This is a genomic window from Micromonospora polyrhachis, assembly GCF_014203835.1.
GTDB lineage: Bacteria > Actinomycetota > Actinomycetes > Mycobacteriales > Micromonosporaceae > Micromonospora_H > Micromonospora_H polyrhachis.
In genome coordinates, this window is record NZ_JACHJW010000001.1 from 2425752 (window position 1) to 2440991 (window position 15240).

Sequence of the window (15240 nt, forward strand, 5' to 3'; positions counted from 1 at the left end):
GCTGTTGGCTTTTCCGTCTACGAGGTCGCTGTTGGCTCTTCCTTCGACGAGGTGGCCGCCGCGTCGAGTGCGGCGAGCAGCTTCTCCGTGAGCCGGTGCAGCTGCGGGTCGAGGGTGTCGAGTGGCTCGCTGAGCAGTTGGCGTGGGGTCACCCAGCGGATGGCCGAGAACTCCTCCTCGTCGTACCAGGTGACTGTTTCGGCGTCGGCTTGCAGGACGTACCAGAACGAGACGTCGACGTGTTGCCCGATGCCTCTGGTGGTGGTGACGGTGACGAAGAACGGCCGCGTCCCGGTCAGCGGGGACGGTACGGCGTCGACCCGCAGTTCCTCCCGACACTCCCGCCGTACGGTCTCCCACGGGTGTTCCGCCGGTTCCACGTGCCCACCGGGCGGTAGCCACAGCCCGGCCTTGCGATGTGCGACGAGCAGCAGCTCACCGCGCCGCGCGTCGACCAGCACGAAGTAGCTGACCAGGTGTTTCGCCGGTACGTCCGGCTTACGGATGCGATAGAGCGGGCTGCCGTCGGCGATCCACTCGGCCGTGTCGACGATGTCGGCCCGTTCCGCGTCGTCCCACGGCTCGATCCCGGACAGCAGCTCCAGCAGGCGCAACCGGCGCAGCTGCTCGGCAGTGTCTGGTGTGCGGCCACGAGTCATGATCACTGCGGCATCTTGCCAGCGCCCTACGACATCGCCCAACCGGTTTCCAGCACAGTGCCGCACACCCCGTACGGGTCTCTGCGGCCGGAAGGGGTGGCTCAGGCTGCGTCCAGCATGGATCGGAGCGCCGAGGTCAGGATCTGTTCGACCCCGTCGGGCGAGCTGACATTCGGTTTACCGCGGAAATGCCCGATGCAGTTGTAGACGGTCATCGAGCCACCGGCGATCCCTGGGAAGTCGGGATCAATGCCCGCCGCATAGGAAGAATTCTTGCGCAGCAGCTCGTCACTGGGAATGTACGCCGGGACCTCGTTTGCATAGCCAGCGAACAAAAGCCGACTCGAACCACCATAGGTATTTCGGAAGTACACCCCGTAACCGGATACCACCTCGCCTCCGACAAGTGCGATGCGGAGATCCGGATCGCCGGTCAAGCGCCACACCTGAAGCGGCAGGGAAACCGAGGTGACAATGTTGCCGGACTGGATCTGCGCGATCATCCTCTCAGCGTGTCGGCGACAGTAGCCAGGAAGTGCCGTGTTCGCCAACCGGGTTGCGTAGGCGTTTTGGACGAGCGTGAGATTTCCCGGCGTCAAGGTCACGTCCAGCGGTAGCGACACCGACTGGTAGCTGGTGCGAATAGGTCCAGAAACCAGCCGACCCGGCGTGCTGACCGCACTCGTGACGCGGTCACCCAGCTCCTGGCCAAGTCGGTCCCTAAGGGCCCAACCAAGGCTTCCGCTGGGATTCTGGTCGCCGGCTGGGCCGAGAAGGAACTGAGCAAAGGCGCCAGTGGCACCTTCGATCGCCGACACCGCCGCCCCCGGGTAGTCAGGATCGAAGAGGGTCTGCGAGCCAGCCGCAACCGGGTGGCACCCGTAGCTGAAGAGAACTGCCAGCGGGTCGCCGGAGGCATCGCGTGCGACCAGAATGGGAACATCTCTTTCGACGTACGGCAGGCCTTCTCGGTTGACGGAGAATTCCTGAGTCGCTACCTGGTAGTCAAGCACGCACGGTTGCCGTGTAGCGAGCAACGTCTCTTCAACCAGTTGCACGATCCTGTCGACCAGCCAGTCGCTGTACGACTCGACAGCAGCGATCTGCTCTGGGGTCATCGCGTACGAGATATAGGGATCGAGCTTCTCAGCGAGGCTCGGGCCATTGTGGGTGTGCGTCGCGGTCAAGACGAAATCCGAGTTGCCTACGCCGAGACCCATCACCCGGTTGCGGATCGCCTGGTGCATACGCGTGCCGAACCCGAGAACGTCGACGGTAACGAAAACGTTGGGAAATCCGTTGTCCCAGAAAACCATGCATCGGGCAAATAATGGCGCATAGGTTCCGGTGGCGGTGCGTGGCCGGTTGACTCCGTACCCACCGAGAGCGGCCCCCACAGCGGGGGTAATGTCGGCCTTCCCAACCGATATTGCCATGCTGGTCGCCGCTCGTGCGGCTTCCGAAAGCAGTTGCGGTGCCACCATGGTTGACACCGTCAATACGGCACCTTGGGTCAACAGACGACGTCGAGAACTCATTGCACTCCTCGCCTCACTGCGTGATTGAGACGGTGACGGTGCCGATCAGGATGCGGTGGTCGGAGCAGGCACCGCCGCAACTGGTCGAGATGGCGAGCGAGTCACCGTCGTACGCTCCGACGATCTTGTTCTGTCGTACGAAGATCATGTCGATCTTCTTGCCCTGGCCGCACAGTCCTTCGGTGTTGCCGTCGTACACGGTGGTTTCGCCGTAGCCGACGCAGCGGGAGTCGGTGTCGTCGAGTTCGCGGTAGAAGCCGGTGTTGCCGGAGTTGTTGGGGACGGTCAGGCTCGTCGAGTACCACGGGTTCATCCGCCCGTAGTGCGGCTGGGCGTTGAAGTCACCGCCGACGATGACGGTGTCCCCGGCGGCGTGGAACGCCTCCAGTCGGGTCAGCACCTGCCCCAACTGGGTTTCGTTGATCTTCTCTCCGTTGACCACCTCGTTGGACGGGGTGATGTGGGTGGTGCAGAACCGCAGATGCGGCCGGGCCGACAGCGGCGCACAGAGCAGCTTGCGCGTCTCGGTGGTGCCGTCAGCCGCCAGCGCGTACCGGTTGGCCGCACCGAGGGGTGCCTTGCTGAAGATGGCCACCCCGAACGGCTCACCACCGCAGGCGGTGTCGTTGTGCGGCTCGAAGCGGGAGAAGTTCTCCACGTCCTGCGGCCAGCCGGAGTTGCGCAGGTTGGCCTGCACCGCCTTGTACTGACTCCAGCACAGCTCGTTGAGGGCGGCGAAGTGCGCCGAGCGGTTACGGATCGAGTTGCTCAGCGCAGGGATCAGACCGTTGCCGGTGGAGCCACGGTGCATCTTCCAACCGGCGACGTTCCAGGACCAGACGTTGTAGGTGGTGTTGACCGTCGCCGCCTGCGCCGGCACCGGGCCGGCGAGTGCCCCCAGCGTCGCGGCCACCAACACGGCCAGGGTCCGACCAAGTCGCATCTCGTCCCCCATGGATCGTCGATCGGTCCAGGCGCACTCCCGGGTCAGCCGATCTTCACATAGATCGAGCTGGAGTTCCATGAATGCCCAATGGTGGATTTATCGGTAAAGCTTGACTACCATCCGCAGTTGGCGCATCACTCAAAGTCAATGTCACCGGGTTGACGTGCGGAAACGCGTCCGTCCTCGGGCGACGAGGGGAGTCAGAAGATGACCGACCACCAGCAGATCGCCGATGCCCGCAACTACCCGTTCACCGCCCCCGACCGCCTCCAGTTGGATCCCACCTACGGCGAGCTTCGCGAGAAGCAGCCGCTGGTCCGGGTACGGCTGCCGTACGGCGAAGAGGCCTGGCTCGCCACCCGGTACGAGGACGTGAAGACCGTCCTCGGCGACCTGCGGTTCAGCCGCGCCGCCGCACTCGGTCGAGACGAGCCGCGCAGCACGCCCCACTCCATCCAGGAGGGCATCCTCACGATGGACCCGCCGGACCACACCCGACTGCGCAAACTGGTGGCGAAGGCGTTCACCGCCCGGCGGGTGGAGCAGCTTCGGCCGCGTACCCAGCAGATCGCCGACGAACTCCTCGACGCCATGATCGCCGCCGGTCCCCCCGCCGACCTGGTCGAACACTTCTCCACTCCGCTGCCAATCCGGGTCATCTGCGAGCTGCTCGGCGTCCCCATCGTCGACCAGGGCCGCTTCCACACCTGGTCGGAGGCGATCGTCTCCACCACCTCGTTGAGCCCCGAGCAGATCGACGAATACCTCGCCAACCTCTACGCCTACATCGCCGAACTCGTCGCGCAGCGCCGCAAGGAACCAACCGACGACCTGATCAGCGCGCTGGTCCGGGCCCGCGCAGAGGACGAGGACCGGCTCACCGAGGACGAACTGGTACGACTCGCCGCCGGGCTGCTCGCCGCCGGACACGAGACGACCGTCACCCAGATCTCCAACTTCGTGTACGTCCTGCTCACCCACCCGTCCGAACTGGACCGGCTTCGGGCCGACCCGGAGCTGATCCCGGCCGCGGTGGAAGAGTTGCTGCGCTACGTGCCGCTCGGCGCGGCCTCGGCGTTCGCCCGGTACGCCCGGGAGAACGTGGAACTCGGCGGCGGCACGGTCCGGGCCGGGGAGCCGGTGCTGGGCGCACTCTCGTCGGCCAACCGCGACGAGCGGGTCTTCGCCGACCCGGACCGGCTCGACCTGACCCGGCCGACCAATCCGCACGTCGGCTTCGGTCACGGCGTACATCACTGCGTCGGAGCACAACTGGCCCGGATGGAACTACAGGTGGCCCTCGGCTCGCTGATCACCCGCCTCCCCGACCTGCGGCTCGCCGTACCGGAACCGGACCTGGCCTGGAAGAGCGGCCTCCTGGTGCGGGGCCTGACCGCGTTGCCGGTGGCCTGGTGAACGGGGCCTGGGAAGTCACCGTCGACCGGGACCGCTGCATCGGGGCGGGCATCTGCGTCGGCATGGCCCCCGGACACTTCACCCTCACCGACGGGAGGTCCCGCCCGAACGCGGAAACGACCCCACCGGTCGAGGTGGTGACCGACGCGGCCGAGTCCTGCCCGGCCGAGGCGATCACCGTCCGGGACGGCACCGACGGTCACCTCATCGCGCCCGAGCCGTAACCCGAACTCCGCCGACCCCGCAGATCACCGCCGGGGTGAGTGGTTTGCGCAGCCAGTGGGTACCGAGGCGACAACGATCGAGTAGCCGATCGCTGAGCGCTCCGGAAGCGGTCCGGACCGGCGGAGGGACGTTCGGTTATGCGGACACGATGGTGGGCGGCGCTGCTGATCGCACTTGTCGTCGGTGTGTGGGGAGTTGGCGGATACCTGGCCACCACGCCGACCGACCGGCACGACTACCGCAAGACCGCCGTGCAGGCGGCCCAGTCGGCGTACGGGGCGGTCACCACCGCCCGGCTCACCGCCGAGGGCCGGGCGGACGCCCGTCTCTACCGCCGATACGCGGGCACCATGCTGGACGACGCCCGGGACGCCCTAGCCGGCGCAGCCAAGCAGTTCAGCGCCACCACACCACCGGACGACGTCACCACCGGCATCCGGGCACAGCTCGCACCCCTGCTGGTGGACGCCGACACCGCCCTCGGCGCGGTGGAGCGGGCCGTCGACGACGAGGACGACGCCGCGCTGCGGGCGGCGGTGACGGCCCTGGAACCGGTCGGCACGGCACTCGCCGACTTCATCGAGGCACACAAGTGAGCCGGCGGGGTGGTCCGCCGAGTTGGCGGATTGGTCAGCTGAGCCGGCGGGGTGGCCGACGGAGGCTACGGGGTGGACGGCGGTGAAGAAGTTCCTCGGCATCACCCTGGGCATCCTCACCGCGATCGGCGGCTTCGTCGACATTGGCGACATCGTCTCCTCGTCCGAGGCGGGCAGCCGATTCGGGCTGGCACACACCTGGGTCCTCGTCGTCGGGGTGATCGGCATCTGCGTCTACGCCGAGATGGCCGGCCGGGTCACCGCGGTCAGCAACCGCCCGGTGTTCGACCTGATCCGGGAACGCCTCGGTCCCCGGGTGGCGGTCGCCAACCTGATCGGGTCGTACCTAGTCACGCTCCTGACCCTGGCCGCGGAGATCGGCGGCGTCGCGCTGGCCCTGCAACTGCTCAGCGACGTCCCCTACCTGGTGTGGGTGCCGTTGGTCGCGCTGGTGCTGTGGTTAGCGCTCTGGCGGGTACGCTTCGAGACCCTCGAACGGATCTTCGGCCTCGCCGGGCTCACCCTGGTCGTCCTGGTGATCGCCATCCTGTGGCTGAACCCGCCGTTCGGGGAGTTGGCCGGGCAGGCGTTGACGCCGGCCCCGCCCGAGGGCGAGAACTGGCCCACGTACTGGTTTTTCGCCATCGCCCTCTTCGCCTCCGCGATGACCCCGTACGAGGTGTTCTTCTTCTCCTCCGGCGGCGTGGAGGAACGCTGGACGGCGAAGGACCTGGTGGTTTCCCGGATCAACGTCTTCGTCGGATTCCCGCTCGGTGGCCTGCTGGCGTTCGGTTTCCTGGCCACCTCGGCGATCGTCTTCCACCCGCTGGACGTGGGGGTGGACACCCTCGGGCAGGCGGTACTCCCCGCCGGTCTGGCCTTCGGCAAGGTCGGGCTGGCCCTGATCATCCTCGGTGTCTTCGCCGCCACCTTCGGTGCGGCGATGGAGACCAGCCTGTCGTCGGGGTACGCGGTCGCCCAGTACTTCGGCTGGTCCTGGGGCAAGCTGCTGCGACCCCGCCAGGCGATCCGCTTCCACACCGTGGTGCTGGTCAGCATCCTGCTCGCCGTGGCGGCCCTGCTCACCACGATCGACCCGGTGCAGCTCACCGAATACATGCTGATCTTCAGCGCGGTGGTGTTACCCCTGACCTACCTGCCGATCCTCGTCGTCGCGAACGACCGGGGTTACCTCGGCGACAAGGTCAACGGGCCGTTCGCCAACACCCTCGGGGTGGTGTACCTCGTCATCGTCATGGCCGCCGCCGTGGCAGCCATCCCCCTGATGGTGATGACCGGAATGGGAGGCTGACCATGCTGATCAGTTTCGACCTGCTCGACCGGCAGATCGTCGACCGGGACGGCATCCCGGTCGGCAAGGTCGACGACGTCGAACTCGGCAGGACCGACGAGGGACGGTTCTACGTGGCCGCGCTGCTCACCGGGCAGCAGGCGCTCGGCGCACGCTTCGGGGGCGCGCTCGGCCGATGGATCACCAACATCGCCGTACGCCTCGACGAGCATCGGCTCGGTCCCCGCCGGATCGGGTACGACCTGGTGGCCAGCATCGACAGTGCGGTACACCTGAGCATCCGGCGGGACCTGCTGCCCGCCCCCGCACTGGAGACCTGGCTCGACACGCACCTGATCGGACGGATCCCCGGAGCCGGCGATGCCGGCTGACCTGCCCACCCCGGCCGACCGCCTGCCTCCGGCCGACCGCCTGCCTCCGGCCAACCACTCGACTTCAGCCGACCACCAGGCTCCGGCCGGGCAGCCGTTGCGGGTCAGTGACCTGCTCGGTCGGCGGACCGTGGACGCCGCCGGCCGTTACCTCGGTCGGGTGGTGGATGTCGTCACCGAACTCGACGAGCAGGGCCGGCCGGCGCTGACCGCCGCAGTGGTCGTACGCGGCCCATGGGGGCGGTTACTCGGCTACGACCGGGACCAGGTCCGGGGACCGTGGCTACTCGAAACCCTCGCGCGGCGGATCCTGCGCCGGACAATGACCCGGGTCACCTGGACCGAGCTGATCTGGCAGCATCCGCCATCATCCGACCCGATTGCCCCTGGACGGTGACGGTGCAGGGCTGACGGCGGTGGCTCAGGACTGGAGGATGGCGGCAAAGCGCCTCTCGGCGAGGTCGAACTGGTCCAGAATGTGCTGCTTCGCCTCGTCGTCGAGCGGAGTGTCCGGCCGCACCACCAGGTCACGCAGAATCGGCACCAGCGGCCGATACTTGGTGGCCGCCCGGTGGATCTTCGAGCCGGTCGTGTGGATCACGCCGACGCCATTGTCGGTGAAGTCCGAAACCTTGATCACCCGAGCCCACGGGTCCCGACTCAGGCTCTCCGCCACGTGTTCGCGGTACTGCTCGTCCCGGTCCCGGTCCGGGTCGTACGCCGGGTTGGTAACCGACCGGACCAGGTCCGCCACCCGCGGGCCGAAGTCGCGGGCCAGCACCCGCAGTGCCGCCTCGGTCGGGTCGGCGGGCTGGCCGCCGGCCAGGGCCTCAGGATGGTCCTCGACCGCGTCGTGCAGCAGCGCGGCGACGATGACGTCGACGTCGTACACCCGGTAGTAGCAGATGATCCGAATCGCGACCCGGAGCAGGTGGTTGAGGTACGGCTCGCGTACCCGCCGGTCGTCACGGTGCAGCCGGGCCGCGAGGGTGAGCGCCCGATCCAGCTTGGCCCGGGCGGCCTCGTCGAATCGGGCGATCTCCAACGCGAACCGTTGCCGTAGCCCCTCCTCGCCATAGACCTCGGTGACCGCGTGCAACGGCAGGGACAGCAGGTACGTCGGGATCAGCTCCTCCACGTTGCATGTCTACCGGATGCCACGCATCGACGGTGTCCCGGTGTCGATCAGCTGTGGTGTCCCGGTGTCGATCACCTGCTGCCCCACCCTGGATCAGGGACGCACGTAGCCGAGCAGTTGCTCGGTGCGCTGTCCCTCGCACCCCGAGTCGGCGCTGACGAAGTGGTCCCCGTTGCTCGGCAGGTAGCACCAGTACAGCGGAACCGTCCCGGTCGTGGCAGCGGTATAGGCGTAGCCGACCGGGCCGAGCGGGAACTGCCCCTCGCACCCCCGCTCCCGGCTCAGCAACGAATGCTGACCGACCTTGCACTCGTAGAGCAGAACCGTCCCGGCAGCCGGGCTACGCAGCAACCGCCACCGCCGCTCCTCGGCGAATCCGGTCGGCAGTTGCCGGGTCGTGGCGACATGTCCGGCGCTGGCCTTGTATCCCCGGGTCAGCACGGTATACGGCAGCTGCTCGAACCCACAGGAGAGTCGCGGCGGGTTGAGGTCGCTGCGGTTGGCCAGCGCCCAGGTCGACCAGGCCGGTTTGGCGCTACCGTCGGCCCGACGCAGGCCCAGCCGAAGCTGCCCCTCATCGGGATTGTCCTGCATCCGGTGGTAGAGGTAACTCTCGATACCGGGCGTGCCGAGGATGTTGCGGAAGCTCTGACAGATCCCGCTCGCCTGTGCGGCCTCGCTGGAGGGGGAGCTGGAGTTGACCCCCTGCTCGGTAAGCTGCACCTGCCAGGCCGACGGGGTGTTCGGGAAGGTGGCGTGCAGCCAGCCCACCAGCACCCCGATGTTGCCGAAGGTCACCTTCGGATAGTCGTCGGCACCGAACCCGGGGGCCAGCAGGTTCGGCGGGTACGGGTGGAACGCCACCCGCCAGGCGCGACCCTGGGCACGGGCGGCCACCTCGCGAATGATCCGCTGACCGGCGAGCAGCGGCTGGTTGATGCCGGGCTGGTCGTACGCCGGGCCGAAGTGGTGGTCCAGCGAGATGAGCACCTTCGCGGTGGACTGCTCGGCGACGATCCGGTCGTACGCGGCGTTGTAGTTGGCGGAGTATTCGGTGACCCAGCGCCCGATGTCGCAGGTGACGCCCTGGCCGCATCCAATGTCGAACCAGGTGTTCGAGTTGACCTCGTTGTGGATGACGAAGTCCGCGATCCGGCCGTTGCCGAGTTGGCCGTTGTAGCGCCGGGCCAGGTAGCCGGTGAAGCGGGCGTAGTCCGCAGCGTTGTTCGGCGTACAGAAGATCTCGAAGCCGGCGGCGGCCGGTGAGCAGGTCTTGCCGTTCCGGGCCCAGGCCGGTACGCCGTAGACGATCGCGGTGACCACGAGACCTCGGGCGGTGTAGTCCCGGATCGCCGCGTCAACGGCCGTACTGACCTGGAAACACTGACCGTCGTACGCCTCCTGGCCGGCTCCGCACGGCGCGGTCTGCCGGGTCGGCTGCCAGTGCGCCCAGATCAGGTTCATCGAGACGCCACCGGTGTTGTTGCCGACGATCTCGTCCTTGTTGGGCCAGAAGTCGGGCTGAATGCCCTTGATCCGGTAGTCCGACCGGGTGGGGTACGGCAGCGCCGCAGCGGCCGACACCTGGCCGCCCGCCGCGCCCTCCCCCGCTGCACTGCTCGGCGATCCGCTCGCGGACCCGGCCACGGTCAGCGCGCCGATTCCCAGCACCAGGCTCAGCCCGACCGCGAGTAGCCGTCTCCGTACGCGCACACGATCACCCCATCAATCGACAGATATCGAACCACAGGGGGACCATGCCAGATCCGCCGCGACAGCGCTACCCGCTGGTTCGGCGTCCCTGGCCGGGCTCCTCGTGCGGGTGATCTGGCATCGTGGTGACTCCTCTGACTCCTGAAGGCGTCAGCTTCTCAGGCCGGTTGCGCGGTCTGAAGGGCAAGCCCTGCCCTGAGTACATTGCTGGCGGCGACGACATCGGCGTGCCCGTGGTAGCCGCAGGCGACGCAGGTGAAGTCGGCCTGGGTGGGGCGGTTCTCCCGCGCACAATGCCCACAGTGTGGGCAGGTGCGGGAGGTGTTGGCGGGGTTCACCGCGATCACCATGCGGCCGGCGCTTTCAGCCTTGCTCGCGAGCACTCGCAGGAACACCCCCCAACCCGCGTCCAGGATCGAACGGTTCAACCCCGACTTCGCGGCCACGTTGACGCCGGGAGCGTCAACCGTGCCGGCCGCCGAACGAGTCATATTCGTGATGCGCAACTTTTCGTGGCAGATCAGATCATGGTGGGTGACGAGCCAACGAGCGGTCTTATGGGCGTGATCGAGCCGCTGCCGGGCCACCCTACGGTGCACCGCCGCCACCCGGGAACGGGCTTTACCACGGCGCCGCGACCCGCGCTCACACCGGGCCAGTGCCTGCTGCGCCTGGGTGAGCCGGTCGGCGGATGCGGCCAGGTATCGAGGGTTGGGCACCTGCACGCCGTGGTTGGTGGTCAGGAACGCGGCCACACCCATGTCGACACCCACCGGGCTGTTGACCGGTGGCAGGGTTTGCGCGGGCACGTCGCCGCAGGACAGGATCACGTACCAGCAGGTGCCTTCCCGCTTGACGCTGATCGTCTTGACCCGGCCCTCAACCCTGCGGTGGGCGTGTACCCGAACATGTCCGACACCCTGCAGGTAGACGCGGGTCAGACCGGAGTCGGGCGGTGGGTCCCACCGGCATCCGTCACCGTCTTTGGGCCACACCACCGTGTCCCACCAACCCCGGCCCTTGAACCTGGGGTAGCCCGGCGTTTGGCCAGCCTTGACCCGGCGGAAGAACCCGTCGAACGCCAGGTTCAACCGGCGCAGCGTGGCCTGCTGCGACGAGAACGACCAACACGCCTGGCCAGGGTCGGCACGGCGGATGTCCTTCAACTGCGCCGACTGATCCCCATACCGGATTGTCACCCCGGCCCGCTGCCACGCCTCCCGACGCTCCTGCAACGCCGCGTTGTACAACAACCGATGCGCCTCCAGACACTCCCCGAGTGTCTGGACCTGTTTGACGGTAGGGCGCAGCAGAAACTTGTAGGCCCGCCTCACCGCGTCTGCCCCCCACGCCACCACCACACGACCGGAGCGTCGACATACCGCCGCACGGTGGTAGCCGAAACCGGCCCGACCGACGCGATCACCAACAACCAGAACCAGAGTCGCGGCCGCCGATACTGTCGACACCACACCACCGGGTATCCGAGAACATACCCCCCGGCCGACACTTGCACGTCACCGACCACACACCGAGGGTATGTGCGGCATGTGACACACCCACTGTTGGGTGGATGGTTGACGCCGGACCGGCCGCACCACCTCATGCGACCACCGGGAGGACCATGTCCAGACCGACACCACCGCTGGCCGGGCCGACACCGCAGCGACGTACGGCACCCCGGGCCAGGGGAATCGCCACGCTGACCCCGGGGAGCGGGTCCGCGCGGATCACCGACGAACGGGCGTTCTCGACGACCGCGGGAAGTCCGAGCGGGCCACCCCGGGTGGTCGCGTTCGTCGCGGGTAACGGAGGCGTCGGCACCACGAGCACGGCAACGGCCGTCGCGCTCACGCTCGCCACTCTGCTACCGGGACAGGTAGCCCTGGCAGACACCGGAACGGCGACGGCATCCCTCGCCGTCCGACTCGGCGGCTCCACCGGGGTGGACTCGATGGCGGTCGCGTCGCGAGGCAACGAACCGGTCGTGGTGGCCGGGGTGACCGTGGTGGACGGTGCGCCGTGGGAAACCCCGCTGTCCCGGCCCGCGCTAGCCCGCATCGTTGCCGACCTGCGCGAAGAACACCACTACACCTTGCTGGACGTCGGCAACGACGCCAGCGACGTTGGCCACGGCGCACTGGCTCGCGCCGATCGGATCGTGGTCGTCACGACACCGGCACCGGACGCGGTCGCCGCCGCTGGACGCACGCTGCACCGGGTACGCGCATTGGACCAGGATCGGGTCCGGAACGTCGTCTTCGCGCTGGTCGACCTACCGGGGGGTGGTTGGCGACACCGATGGGGCAGGGCGCAGCCACAGATTCCCGACGTGGACCGGTCGACAGTCATCGACGTGCCATGGGAGCCGACGTTGTCCGCTGGCGTACCGGTCGACCTGCACCGGATGCACCGTCGTAGCCGCGCCGCGCTCCTGCGCCTGGCCGCTGTCGGATGTGCCGACTGAGCCGCCCTGCGGATGTGCCGACTGAGCCGCCCTGCGGGTGTGCCGACTGAGGACGGGTAACGATGACGGTCCACTGTGGTTGGTATTCGACTGCCTCGGGCCATTGGGTGGATAGACAAGCTCGGTTAGGCTGACGGCGCGCGCCCGTTACCGGCGAGAGCCGGTGTGCACAACTGTCTGTCGGTGATCCGGCGAGGCCCGGAGGTGTGGCCGTGAGTTGGCTCCGCTCGATTGGCGCTCGAATTCGTCACGGCTCCTCCGGGGCGATCGTCACGGTGGTCACGGCGGCGCTGCTGGGCAGCGTCCTCACCCTCGGAGCAACCGGTCACGCACCGGAGGTCTTCGACGGCAACGCCTGGCTGTGGAGTCGGCAGGCCGGTGAACTGGCCCGGGTCAACGCCAACTCCGGCACGGTCGACCTGCGCACCCCGCTGCTCGACTCACGCGGCCATCCGGTGCGGGTGACCCAGGACGACCAGAACCTTCTGCTGCACGACCTGAAGACCGGCCGGGTCACCTCGATGGACCTCACCCGAATGGGGTTCTCCGGCTCCCTGGCCCTGGCTCCGGGTGCCGACGTGACGATGCTGCTGTCCCAGGGGCTTGCGGTGATCGTCGACCGTGCCCGCGGCCTGGTCCGCTCGGTCGACCCGGCCAGCCTCCAGGCTCGCGGGGAGCCGCTGCAACTACCCGCACCCCTGGTGGGGGGCGCGTTCGACGCCTCGGGCACGCTCTGGCTCGGTCTGCCCGAGCAGGGCACCGTGGTCGCGATCGGTGCGGCCAGCAAGGGAAAAGTCGAGGTACGACGTACCGTGCCGGTCGCCGCTCCCGGTCAGCAACTGGCGATCAGCGTGCTCGATCGCGGTGTGCTGGCGGTCGACCGGGGCGGCGACCAACTCGTGGTCGTGGTCGGCCAGCAGGTCCACCGGGTGACCTCACCGGTACGACTGCGTGGCGCGCTGGTCCCGGAGCGCACGGTCGGCGCGCTCGCCGCCGTGACAGTCCCGCAGGCCGGGGCCATCGTCGCGGTCGAGAACACCGACCGGGGCGGACCGGTACACCGGCTCCCACTGCCCACCGGAGAACGGACGGACCAGCCGGCGCTGCCGTTCTCCGGTCGGGTCTACGTCCCGGACCAGCCATCAGGCACGGTCCGGGTGCTCGACCTGGCCGGCACCGAAGCCCCGCCGCTACGCCTGCCCCAGGCGCAGGGCGACCTGGAGTTGCAGGTACGCGAGCAGCACCTCTTCATCAACTCGGCGGACGCCCCGGTCGCCTGTGTGGTGGACGGTCGCGGCACGGTGAAGGTCGTCGACAAGTACGGGCCGAAGGCGAGCGTCCCCGGCCCGGGTGATCCGACCGCGAGCCCCACTCCCACCCCCACCCCGGACACTGGTACGGGTGCCCCGGGCACCCGGCCGACGCCGGGTGAGAGCGAGCGACCGGACGAACCCGACGATCCGGGTGCCCAACCACCGGGCCCACCGGTGCCGGTGACCGCACTGGCCGGCGACGGACGGGTCGAGCTGCACTGGGGACGAGCCGCCGCCGGTTCCGCCCGGGTCGACGGCTACCGCGTCGAGTGGGCAGGGGGCAGCACCCAGGTGACCGGCCGCACCCTCTCCACCACCATCCGGGGCCTGCGCAACGGTGAGACGTACCGGTTCCGGGTGACCGCGCACAACCGGCACGGCTGGGGGCCGCCCGCGCTCTCCGGGCCGGTCGTCCCGGTCGACCGGGTGCCGGCATCGGCCGGTACGCCCACCGCGTCGGCCAGCCCCGGGCGGGTCATCGTGACCTGGGCCGGAGTCTCCGGTGCCCGGGACTACGTGGTCGTCCCGCTTCGCAACGGCGACGCGGGCAGCGATCCGCCGCAGACGGTCACCGGCACCTCGGCCGAGTTCGCCGGCCTGGCTGCCGGCCACCGCTACCGGTTCACGGTGACGGCACGCAACGACGCGGGTGGGGCCGCTCCGGCCAGTCCACCCAGCAACGAGGTGGTGCCGTACGCCGTACCGGGGCGGCCGGGCACGGTAGCCGGGCGCCAGGTCGGCCCGAACCGTTACGAGATCACCTGGACGGCGGCGGCAGCCAACGGCCGACCGGTGCAGCAATACCAGGTACGCACCGGCGACGGTCAGTCGCTGGGCAGTACGGCCGGCGGGACGCGCCGGCTGACCGTCTCCGCCACCGGGCTGACCCGGGTGACGGTGACCGCGGTCAACGAGGCCGGGGAAGGTGCTGCCGGCTCCGGGGCGGTGACCGCCGCGACCGCACCGGTCGTCCAGATCACCGACGTGTCGGTCACCGCCTTGTCGGTGCGGGTCCGGTTCACCGTCCGAGACGGCGGTATCACCGCCACCTGCACCACCACGGCGGGCGAGCGCTCCGCGACCGGCTGCGGCACCACCACGGTGACCGGGCTGGCCGCCCACACCAGCTACGAGGTGAAGGTCCAGGCACGTAACCCGATGGGGACCGGCCAGGCCACCACCACGGTGACCACCGACTACCCACAGGTGGGCGGGGTGGTCACCTGCCGGGATGCACCGACCAACAAGGACCCGGAATACTGCACCTCGACCGGGGGCATCCGGGTCTTCCCCCGCGCACGTTGGCAGCCCGGCACCGAGCTGCGGCGGCTGATGCCGGGCAGCCGGATCGTGGCGACCTGCCGGGTCACCGGCGAACACCTGGAGGCCGGGGTCTACAACCGCCACAAGGCGAGCGACCAGTGGCTACGCCTGACCACCGGCGGATACATCGCCTGGGTCTGGGTGACCCTCGACAACGGTGACGACATCAATGCCCTACCCCGTTGCTGACCGCACCGACCGACCCAGTTTCTGACCGACCCGA

14 protein-coding genes are annotated in these 15240 nt (G+C 68.6%); 8 read left to right on the plus strand and 6 right to left on the minus strand.

All coding sequences use genetic code 11. From position 1 onward, the window contains the following. Positions 1–17: 17 nt before the first annotated feature. The 3 genes from FHR38_RS10205 to FHR38_RS10215 form a co-directional block, all read right to left on the minus strand. Positions 18–659: an NUDIX hydrolase gene (locus tag FHR38_RS10205; protein ID WP_184539480.1), complete on the minus strand. Its 642-nt coding sequence runs from the start codon at positions 657–659 to the stop codon at positions 18–20. Positions 660–760: 101 nt separating this feature from the next. Continuing rightward, entirely contained in the window at positions 761–2143 is a 1383-nt protein-coding gene (locus tag FHR38_RS10210) for a neutral/alkaline non-lysosomal ceramidase N-terminal domain-containing protein (protein ID WP_246447131.1), read from the minus strand. A 67-nt stretch (positions 2144–2210) separates the two neighbouring features. After that, positions 2211–3140 carry an endonuclease/exonuclease/phosphatase family protein gene (locus tag FHR38_RS10215; RefSeq protein WP_376771474.1) on the minus strand — a complete coding sequence of 310 codons (930 nt, stop codon included), beginning with the start codon at positions 3138–3140 and terminating at the stop codon, positions 2211–2213. A 210-nt stretch (positions 3141–3350) separates the two neighbouring features. On the opposite strand from FHR38_RS10215, the gene FHR38_RS10220 reads away from it, so the two are divergent. From FHR38_RS10220 to FHR38_RS10245, 6 genes are all read left to right on the plus strand, one after another. Beyond that, entirely contained in the window at positions 3351–4559 is a 1209-nt protein-coding gene (locus tag FHR38_RS10220) for a cytochrome P450 (RefSeq protein ID WP_184534442.1), read from the plus strand. Beyond that, positions 4556–4783: a ferredoxin gene (locus FHR38_RS10225; RefSeq protein WP_184534443.1), complete on the plus strand. Its 228-nt coding sequence runs from the start codon at positions 4556–4558 to the stop codon at positions 4781–4783. The genes FHR38_RS10220 and FHR38_RS10225 overlap by 4 nt, the downstream gene beginning before the upstream one ends. A 138-nt stretch (positions 4784–4921) precedes the next feature. Then, the gene (locus FHR38_RS10230; RefSeq protein WP_184534444.1) at positions 4922–5380 is read left to right on the plus strand and encodes a hypothetical protein; all 459 of its coding nucleotides are present in this window, start codon (positions 4922–4924) and stop codon (positions 5378–5380) included. Between the two features lie 82 nt (positions 5381–5462). Continuing rightward, positions 5463–6692 (plus strand): NRAMP family divalent metal transporter, encoded by a 1230-nt coding sequence (locus FHR38_RS10235; protein ID WP_184534445.1) that lies wholly within the window; start codon positions 5463–5465, stop codon positions 6690–6692. 2 nt (positions 6693–6694) lie between these two features. Next, positions 6695–7063 (plus strand): hypothetical protein, encoded by a 369-nt coding sequence (locus FHR38_RS10240; protein WP_184534446.1) that lies wholly within the window; start codon positions 6695–6697, stop codon positions 7061–7063. Next, a complete protein-coding gene (locus tag FHR38_RS10245) occupies positions 7053–7460 on the plus strand; it encodes a PRC-barrel domain-containing protein (protein ID WP_184534447.1) in 408 nt (135 codons plus the stop codon). Before FHR38_RS10240 ends, FHR38_RS10245 begins: the two co-directional genes overlap by 11 nt. Positions 7461–7484: 24 nt before the next feature. Here FHR38_RS10245 and FHR38_RS10250 read toward each other — a convergent pair whose 3' ends face one another. From FHR38_RS10250 to FHR38_RS10260, 3 genes are all read right to left on the minus strand, one after another. After that, positions 7485–8192, minus strand: a complete 708-nt coding sequence (locus tag FHR38_RS10250; RefSeq protein ID WP_246447142.1) for an HD domain-containing protein — start codon at positions 8190–8192, stop codon at positions 7485–7487. A gap of 102 nt (positions 8193–8294) precedes the next feature. Further along, the gene (locus FHR38_RS10255; RefSeq protein ID WP_221448978.1) at positions 8295–9914 is read right to left on the minus strand and encodes a DUF5722 domain-containing protein; all 1620 of its coding nucleotides are present in this window, start codon (positions 9912–9914) and stop codon (positions 8295–8297) included. Positions 9915–10072: 158 nt separating this feature from the next. Continuing rightward, entirely contained in the window at positions 10073–11248 is a 1176-nt protein-coding gene (locus tag FHR38_RS10260) for an RNA-guided endonuclease InsQ/TnpB family protein (protein WP_184534448.1), read from the minus strand. Between the two features lie 290 nt (positions 11249–11538). Here FHR38_RS10260 and FHR38_RS10265 point away from each other — a divergent pair, with 290 nt between their 5' ends. Together FHR38_RS10265 and FHR38_RS10270 are read left to right on the plus strand one after the other, a co-directional pair. Next, on the plus strand, positions 11539–12381 hold the full coding sequence (locus FHR38_RS10265) for a CpaE/TadZ family protein (RefSeq protein ID WP_184534449.1): 843 nt from the start codon (positions 11539–11541) through the stop codon (positions 12379–12381). Between the two features lie 212 nt (positions 12382–12593). Continuing rightward, positions 12594–15206 (plus strand): fibronectin type III domain-containing protein, encoded by a 2613-nt coding sequence (locus tag FHR38_RS10270; RefSeq protein WP_184534450.1) that lies wholly within the window; start codon positions 12594–12596, stop codon positions 15204–15206. Positions 15207–15240 lie beyond the last annotated feature (34 nt).